This is a genomic window from Gordonia rhizosphera NBRC 16068, from assembly GCF_000298195.1.
GTDB classification, from domain to species: domain Bacteria; phylum Actinomycetota; class Actinomycetes; order Mycobacteriales; family Mycobacteriaceae; genus Gordonia; species Gordonia rhizosphera.
Genome location: NZ_BAHC01000128.1, coordinates 1 through 7855 on the forward strand (window position 1 = coordinate 1; position 7855 = coordinate 7855).

Annotated in this window: 10 protein-coding genes; 9 read left to right on the forward strand and 1 reads right to left on the reverse strand. The window is 68.5% G+C overall.

Annotated elements, in window-relative coordinates; translation table 11 throughout:
* The 9 genes from GORHZ_RS31395 to groL form a co-directional block, all read left to right on the forward strand.
* On the forward strand, positions 1-199 hold a 199-nt coding region (locus GORHZ_RS31395; protein WP_040532295.1), incomplete at its 5' end, for a hypothetical protein.
* A 34-nt stretch (positions 200-233) separates the two neighbouring features.
* Positions 234-1367, forward strand: a complete 1134-nt coding sequence (gene alr / locus GORHZ_RS16270) for an alanine racemase (protein WP_006334724.1) — start codon at positions 234-236, stop codon at positions 1365-1367.
* On the forward strand, positions 1354-2487 hold the full coding sequence (locus GORHZ_RS16275) for an alpha/beta fold hydrolase (RefSeq protein ID WP_006334726.1): 1134 nt from the start codon (positions 1354-1356) through the stop codon (positions 2485-2487). The genes alr and GORHZ_RS16275 overlap by 14 nt, the downstream gene beginning before the upstream one ends.
* Positions 2484-2945: a tRNA (adenosine(37)-N6)-threonylcarbamoyltransferase complex ATPase subunit type 1 TsaE gene (tsaE, locus tag GORHZ_RS16280; protein WP_006334728.1), complete on the forward strand. Its 462-nt coding sequence runs from the start codon at positions 2484-2486 to the stop codon at positions 2943-2945. Before GORHZ_RS16275 ends, tsaE begins: the two co-directional genes overlap by 4 nt.
* The gene (tsaB, locus tag GORHZ_RS16285; protein WP_006334729.1) at positions 2930-3619 is read left to right on the forward strand and encodes a tRNA (adenosine(37)-N6)-threonylcarbamoyltransferase complex dimerization subunit type 1 TsaB; all 690 of its coding nucleotides are present in this window, start codon (positions 2930-2932) and stop codon (positions 3617-3619) included. Before tsaE ends, tsaB begins: the two co-directional genes overlap by 16 nt.
* Positions 3616-4122: a ribosomal protein S18-alanine N-acetyltransferase gene (rimI, locus tag GORHZ_RS16290; protein WP_006334731.1), complete on the forward strand. Its 507-nt coding sequence runs from the start codon at positions 3616-3618 to the stop codon at positions 4120-4122. Before tsaB ends, rimI begins: the two co-directional genes overlap by 4 nt.
* Positions 4119-5171 (forward strand): tRNA (adenosine(37)-N6)-threonylcarbamoyltransferase complex transferase subunit TsaD, encoded by a 1053-nt coding sequence (gene tsaD / locus GORHZ_RS16295; protein WP_006334732.1) that lies wholly within the window; start codon positions 4119-4121, stop codon positions 5169-5171. Before rimI ends, tsaD begins: the two co-directional genes overlap by 4 nt.
* A gap of 201 nt (positions 5172-5372) precedes the next feature.
* Entirely contained in the window at positions 5373-5672 is a 300-nt protein-coding gene (gene groES, locus GORHZ_RS16300; protein WP_006334733.1) for a co-chaperone GroES, read from the forward strand.
* 101 nt (positions 5673-5773) lie between these two features.
* Positions 5774-7390, forward strand: coding sequence for a chaperonin GroEL (gene groL, locus GORHZ_RS16305; RefSeq protein WP_006334734.1), 1617 nt, complete (start codon positions 5774-5776; stop codon positions 7388-7390).
* 332 nt (positions 7391-7722) lie between these two features.
* Here the strand turns inward: groL and GORHZ_RS30130 are convergent.
* On the reverse strand, positions 7723-7855 hold a 133-nt coding region (locus GORHZ_RS30130; protein ID WP_169330677.1), incomplete at its 5' end, for a WhiB family transcriptional regulator.

Sequence of the window (7855 nt, forward strand, 5' to 3'; positions counted from 1 at the left end):
TGCTCGAGTCCCTCACGCCCTGACCTCGACCGTGATCCCGCCGCGCGTCGACCCCGCCCCGTCGACCGTGCACCTCTCGCCGCCGACCGTGCACCTCTCGCCGGCCGTGCACCTCTCGCCGTCGAGCGTGCACGTCTCGCCGTCGAGCGTGCTTGGCTTCCCGCCGAGCGTGCACGGAACACCCGGCCCGCACGTGTGAAATCCACTCGCCGACATCTGGGACAATGGACGCGATGACCTCTTCTGCCCTGACCGCAACCATCGATCTCGATGCCATCGCCAACAATGTCGACGTCCTGCGCACCGCCGCGCGGGCCGATGTGTTGGCCGTCGTGAAGGCCGACGCCTACGGACACGGAGCCGTACCGGTGGCCCGCGCCGCACTCGCGGCCGGCGCGACCGAGCTCGGTGTGGCTCACATCGCCGAGGCCCTGGCGTTACGGACCGAGGGCATCACCGCACACCTCACCGCCTGGCTGCACAATCCCGGCGCCGACTTCGATGCGGCGATCGCCCACGACATCGACATCGCGATCTCCTCCCGACGACAACTCGACGCCGTCGTCGCGGCCGCCCGTCGCCGGTCCACGACCGCGACGGTGACCGTCAAGGTCGACACCGGCCTCAACCGCAGCGGTGTCGCCGTCGACGAATGGGCCGATTTCGCCGACGCGCTGGCCAAGGCCCGCGCCGACGGTGCGGTCACGGTCCGCGCGATCATGTGTCACCTCGCGCGTGGCGACGAACCGGACCATCCCCTGAACTCGCAGCAGGCCGACCGGCTCGACGCCGCGGCGGCGGACCTGCGACGCCTGGGTGCCGGGCCCGAGGTGATGCACATCGCCAATTCGCCTGCCGCGCTGACCCGGCCGGACCTGGCGCGCGACCTGATCCGTCCCGGGATCGCCCTCTACGGGCGCACCCCGGTGCCCGAGCGAGGTGATTTCGGCCTCGTACCCGCGATGACGCTGACCGCCGAGGTTGCGCTCGTGAAGAAACTGGCTGCCGGGCAGGGTGTTTCGTACTCTCATACTTGGATCGCGCCACAGGATACGACGATCGCGGTCCTGCCCGCCGGTTACGCCGACGGTGTTCCGCGGTTGCTGTCGGGCCGGTTCGCGGTCCGGATCGGCGCACGATCCTTCCCCGGGGTGGGACGAATCTGCATGGACCAGTTGGTGATCGACCTCGGGCCCGACGGTGGTGGGGTGCGTGAGGGTGATCACGCGGAGCTGTTCGGCACCGGACATGACGGTGCACCGACGGCCAGGGACTGGGCCGACGCCATCGATACCATCGACTACGAGATCATCTCGGGCATCGGTGCACGCGCCACGCGAGAGTACGTGGGCGGTGACCGTGGATAGAACCGAACGCGTCGGTTGGCTCGCCGGGGCAACCGGGGTCGCGGCGCTCGGGGCGGTCGCCGCGGGCGGAGTCGCCCGCAACGTCACTCGACGACGACCCGACGGAGGAACGGATCCCTTTGCCGGAGTGGACTACACCACCATCTACGACGATAACGCCATGACGGTGACCACCGACGACGGCATCGCGCTGGCCGTTCGGACCGTACTCACCGGCCTCGCCGCAGATGAGGGTGTCGCCCCGGAGCTGACGGTCGTGTTCATCCACGGATTCAGCCTCCGGATGGCCAGCTGGCACTTCCAGCGCTACGAATTGGCGCAGCGGTGGCACGATCGCCCGGTCCGGCTGGTCTTCTTCGATCATCGTGGGCACGGTCGCAGCGGTCACGCGCCGGCCGACTCGTGCACCATCGGTCGGCTCGCCGACGACACGGCCGCGGTGATCCGGGCCGTCGCGCCGACGGGACCTGTTGTGCTGGTGGGTCATTCGATGGGTGGGATGTCCGTCATGGGACTGGCCCGGCGGCAGCCGGCGCTCTTCGGGCCGGACGGCCGGGTGACCGGTGTCGCGCTGGTGGCGACGGCTTCCCGGGACATCACCGAAGAGGGGCTCGGCGAGGGGCTGACCAACCCTCTGCTCGACGCCTTCCGTATGTCGGTGCGTCACGCACCCGGCCTCGTCAGCGCCGGCCGTGGAATCACCCGCATGGCGCTCGAACCGGTACTGGTGGCCGCGAGTTTCGGCCCCGACTTCCACAGCCCCGCCGCGGGACGGGCGGTCGAGAAGATGATCCAGAACACCCCGATCGAGACCATCGTGAACTTCCTGCACGCCCTCGAGAACCACGACGAGTCCACCGCCCTGCCGGTATTGGCCCAGGTTCCGTCGGTCGTTGTCTGCGGAAATCAGGACCGTCTCACCCCGCTGCCGAAATCCGTTCACATGTATGCCGAACTCGGCTCCGACTCGAGGCTGGTCGTGGTGAAGGGGGCGGGCCACATGGTGCAGATGGAGCAGCCCGAAGTGGTGAGCGACGCGATCGCCGATCTGGTCGAGCGGGCACACGTCGCGGCACCGCAACCCCGGCGCCGCTGGTGGCGGAAGAAGGTCGCCCAGTGATCGATTCGGTTCGGCCGGGTATCGCGGGTACGCGGATACTGCCCGAGGTGAGTGACACAGAGGCGTTGGGACGGGAGCTGGCCGACGTCGTGACGGCCGGTGACCTGGTGATCCTCGACGGTCCGCTGGGCGCGGGCAAGACGGCGCTCGCGCGCGGGATCGCCGCCGGACTCGGCGTGGCGGGTCGCGTGTCGTCGCCGACGTTCATCATCGCCCGCGAACACCGTCCGGGCCGGCCCGGAGGTCCGGGCATGATCCATGTGGACGCCTACCGGCTCGGCGGGCTCGAGGAACTCGATGCGCTCGATCTCGATACCGATCTGGCCGACTCGGTCGTCGTGGTGGAGTGGGGCGAGGGTGTCGCCGAGGCGCTGACCGACCGTCACCTGGTGGTCCGGCTACGTCGCCAACCGGACTCCGATGTTCGTCGTGCGGAATGGGAATGGGTGAATCACTGATGTTCGTGCTCGCCATCGACACCGCCACCGACGCGGTGGTGACGGGTGTCGCCCGCCTCGACGGGGACCCGACCGCAGCGCCTGCGGTCCTCGCCGAGCGGGTCGTACGCGACGGTCGGCGCCATGCCGAGGTGCTCACCTCGGTCATCCGGGAGGTACTCGACGAGGCGGAGGTCGCGCGCACCGACCTCGACGCTGTCGTCGTCGGGTGCGGACCCGGTCCGTTCACCGGCCTGCGGGTCGGCATGGCGACCGGTGCCGGATTCGCCGATGCACTCGGGCTGCCCGCGTACGGGGTGTGTTCGCTGGATGCCATCGCACCCGACGGGAGTGGATCGGTGCTGGTGGTCACCGATGCCCGGCGCCGCGAGATCTATTGGGCGCGTTACGTCGACGGTCAGCGCGTTCGGGGTCCCGAGGTCACTGCGCCCGCCGATGTCGTCGCCGAGCTCGACGACATCGTCATCGACCTCGTGGTCGGGTCCCCGGCTCATGCGGAACTGTTCGGCCGCCCCGTAGGTCCCGCGACGGTCCCGTCGGTGGCGGGACTCGTGGCCGCCGTGGCCGGCGACGTCCGATCCGTGGCGGCACCGGAACCGTTGGTGCCCCTGTATCTCCGGCGTCCGGATGCCAAGGAACCCAAGAAGCGGCGGCCGGTGGAGGTGCGTCGATGACGGTGTCGGGACTCTTCATCGACGGCCTGGACTACCCGGACATCTCGCGGTGCGCCCAACTGGAGAAAGAGATGTTTGCCGGCGATTCGCCATGGCCGGCAACCGCATTCCGCGCCGAGCTCAACGCGCCCTACAACCGCTATTTCGCCGCCCGGGACCGTCCGGGCGGCGAGGTCGTCGGCTACGCGGGGATCTCCACGCTGGGCTCGGCGGGTTCCTACGAGTGTGAGATCCACACGATCGCCGTCGCACCGACCCACCGCGGCAGAGGATACGGCCGAGCCCTGCTCGCCGTCCTGCTCGAGGTCGCGGATTCCTGTGGCGCACCGGTTTTCCTCGAGGTGCGCACCGACAATGACACCGCCATCACGCTCTATGAGCATCACGGCTTCGTCCGATCGGGTATCCGCCGTAACTACTATCAGCCGTCGGGTGCCGACGCCTACACCATGATCCGGCCGGCGACGACGTCGGCCGCAACGCAGTCCGGGGGTACCCCATGATCGTGATGGGAATCGAGAGTTCGTGTGACGAGACGGGCGTCGGTATCGTCCGCTGGGACCCCGACGGCATCGGTGACGGTGGTCGGGGCACCGCGACCTTGCTCGCCGACGAGGTCGCCTCCAGCGTCGACGAACACGCCCGTTTCGGTGGCGTCGTCCCCGAGATCGCGTCGCGGGCGCACCTCGAGGCGATCGTGCCGACGATGCAGCGCGCGCGGGCGGCGGCGGGCATCGATCGTCCCGACGCCATCGCGGTCACGATCGGGCCGGGATTGGCGGGGGCGCTGTTGGTGGGGGTCGCCGCTGCGAAGGCCTATGCGCTCGCCTGGGATGTGCCGCTGTTCGCGATGAATCATCTCGGTGGTCACGTGGCCGTCGACACGCTCGAGCACGGACCCATGCCGGAATGCATCGCGCTGCTCGTCTCCGGCGGTCACACCCATCTGCTGCATGTCACCGACCTGGCGGACCCCATCGTGGAACTCGGCACCACCGTCGACGACGCGGCGGGCGAGGCCTTCGACAAGGTAGCGCGGCTGCTCGACCTCGGGTTCCCCGGTGGGCCCGCCCTGGATCGGGTCGCGGCGCAGGGGGATCCGCATGCGATCGCCTTTCCCCGCGGGATGACCGGCCCACGTGACGCCCGCTACGACTTCTCCTTCAGCGGCGTCAAGACGGCGGTCGCCCGCTTCGTCGAGGACTGTGAACGGCGGGGCGTCGAGGTGCCGATCGCCGACATCGCGGCGTCGTTCCAAGAGGCGGTGGCCGACGTGCTGACCTTCAAGGCGGTGCGTGCCTGCACCGATCTCGACGTCGACACCCTGGTGCTCGGCGGCGGTGCGACCGCCAATTCGCGCATCCGGTCGCTGGCACAAGAACGCTGCGCGGACGCGGGTATCACCCTGCGCGTGCCGAAGCCGCGGCTCTGCACCGACAACGGAGTGATGATCGCGACTCTGGGTGCGCACGTGATCGGCGGGGGAGCGGCGCCCTCACCGTTGACGGTGGCCACTGACCCAGGGATGTCGGTGCAGGTCAGCCAGCTCTGAGGGGGCCGTTCGCGCAGGGCGATCGGCGTCCGGCGGATTTTGCAGCCTCCGCCCTTGAGTGCTGGCACTCTCGTGTATAGAGTGCTAGTGGCGCTGTGTTGAGCCCCGGAACCCGCGACGACGGAGCTTTGGCCCAGAGCCATGAACGTACCAATCGTTTCACCGTTCAACTACACAGTACGAAAGTAGAGGACCCACATCGTGGCGAGCGTGAACATCAAGCCGCTTGAGGACAAGATCCTGGTGCAGGCCGTGGAGGCAGAGACGACCACCGCGTCCGGTCTGGTCATTCCGGACACCGCCAAGGAGAAGCCGCAGGAAGGCACCGTCATCGCGGTCGGCGAGGGACGGGTGACCGAGCAGGGCAACCGCGTGCCGGTCGACGTGAAGGAAGGCGACACCGTCATCTACAGCAAGTACGGCGGCACCGAGATCAAGTACGCCGGTGAGGAGTACCTGATCCTGTCGGCCCGCGACGTGCTGGCCGTCATCGGCAAGTAAGACCGCACCGCAACCGCGAGTCTTCTGCGCCCCGGTGCCCACGTCGGGCGCCGGGGCGCTGCCGATTCATCGCCGTTGTTACGCAAACCTGAAAGAGATTCATGCCCAAGCAGATTGAATTCGACGATGTCGCACGGCGCGCGCTCGAACGCGGCATCAACCAGTTGTCCGACACGGTCAAGGTCACGCTCGGTCCCCGTGGCCGCCACGTGGTGCTGGCCAAGGCATTCGGTGGCCCCAGCGTCACCAACGACGGTGTGACCATCGCCCGCGACATCGACCTCGAGGACCCCTTCGAGAACCTCGGTGCCCAGTTGGTGAAGTCGGTGGCCACCAAGACCAACGACGTCGCCGGCGACGGCACCACCACGGCCACCGTGCTGGCCCAGGCCATCGTCGCCGCGGGACTGCGCAACGTGACCGCCGGCGCCAACCCGATCGCGCTCGGCGTCGGTATCGGCAAGGCCGCCGACGCCATCAGCGACGAATTGCTCCGGGTCGCCACGCCGGTCGACGGTGAGAAGGCCATTGCACAGGTCGCCACGGTGTCGTCACGTGACGAGGTCATCGGCGAGATGGTCGGCAAGGCGATGGGTGCCGTCGGAACCGACGGTGTCGTCACCGTCGAGGAGGGGTCGGGGCTGCAGACCGAACTCCAGGTCACCGAGGGCGTGCAGTTCGACAAGGGATATCTCTCCCCGTACTTCATCACCGACGGTGACAGCCAGGAAGCGGTCCTCGAGGATGCGCTCGTGCTCCTCTACCGTGACAAGATCAGCTCGTTGCCGGACTTCCTGCCCCTGCTGGAGAAGGTGGTCTCGGCCGGTAAGTCGCTGCTGATCGTGGCCGAGGACGTCGAGGGCGAACCGCTGTCGACGCTCGTGGTGAACTCGATCCGTAAGACCGTCAAGGTCGTCGCCGTGAAGGCGCCGTTCTTCGGTGATCGTCGCAAAGCCTTCCTGGAGGATCTGGCCGTCGTCACCGGTGGCACAGTGATCTCCACCGACATCGGACTCAGCCTCGCGACCGCGGAACTCGACCTGCTCGGTTCGGTGCGTCGGGTGGTCGTCACCAAGGACACCACGACCCTCGTGGAGGGCGCCGGTACCAAGGACGCCGTCACCGATCGCGCCGCGCAGCTGCGCCGCGAGATCGAGCAGAGCGACTCCGACTGGGACCGCGAGAAGTTGGCCGAACGGCTCGCCAAGCTCGCCGGCGGTGTTGCGGTGATCCGTGTCGGTGCGGCCACCGAGACCGACCTCAAGGAGCGCAAGCACCGCGTCGAGGACGCCGTCGCGGCGGCCAAGGCCGCGGTCGAGGAGGGGATCATCCCCGGCGGCGGCTCGGCGGTCCTGCAGGCCGCCAAGGTTCTCGACGGCCTGGCCGCGCAGCTCACCGACGACGAGGCTCTCGGCGTGCGCGTGGTTCGCGATGCGTGTCGCGCACCGCTCTACTGGATCGCCACCAATGCCGGTGTCGACGGTGCCGTGGTCGCGGCTCGGGTGGCGGATGCCGAACGTGGCCATGGCTTCAACGCCGCGACGCTGTCCTACGGCGACCTGCTGGCCGACGGAATCATCGATCCCGTCAAGGTCACCCGGTCCGCCGTGGTGAACGCGGCGTCGGTGGCCCGGATGGTGCTGACCACCGAGACCTCGGTTGTCGACCAGCCCGAAGAAGCTCCGGCCCACGGACACGGACACGGTCACGCCCACTGATCCTTCGGACGACTGATCCTTCGGACGACTGATCCTTCGGACGACGAGGCGCCCGAGCCGATTTGGGCTCGGGCGCCTCGTGCTGTTCGGGTGGTGTCGCGGTGTCGGTCTCGGAGTGATGAAGGTGTGCACCGAGGCGCCGGTGTGGCAGTGCGGCGGCACGTAGGCCCGCTCGCGCGACACAACACGAACGAGGGCACCGATCCACGATGAATCGATGCCCCCGTTCGGTGGCGTGAATTGGCGGGATGACGGTCCCGGATCGGATGTCGGCTCGCCCGACATCGGATCCGGCGGACGCCGGTGTCCCTATGGTTGGGGTCGTCGGCGCATCAGCTCGCGATACGTCGGCCGACGCCGCGCTTCATGAGCATGCTGCGTTCGGATTCCGAGAGCCCTCCCCAGATTCCGTAGGGTTCGGCCACGGCGAGTGCATGCTCGCGACACTGCGCGATGACCGGGCAC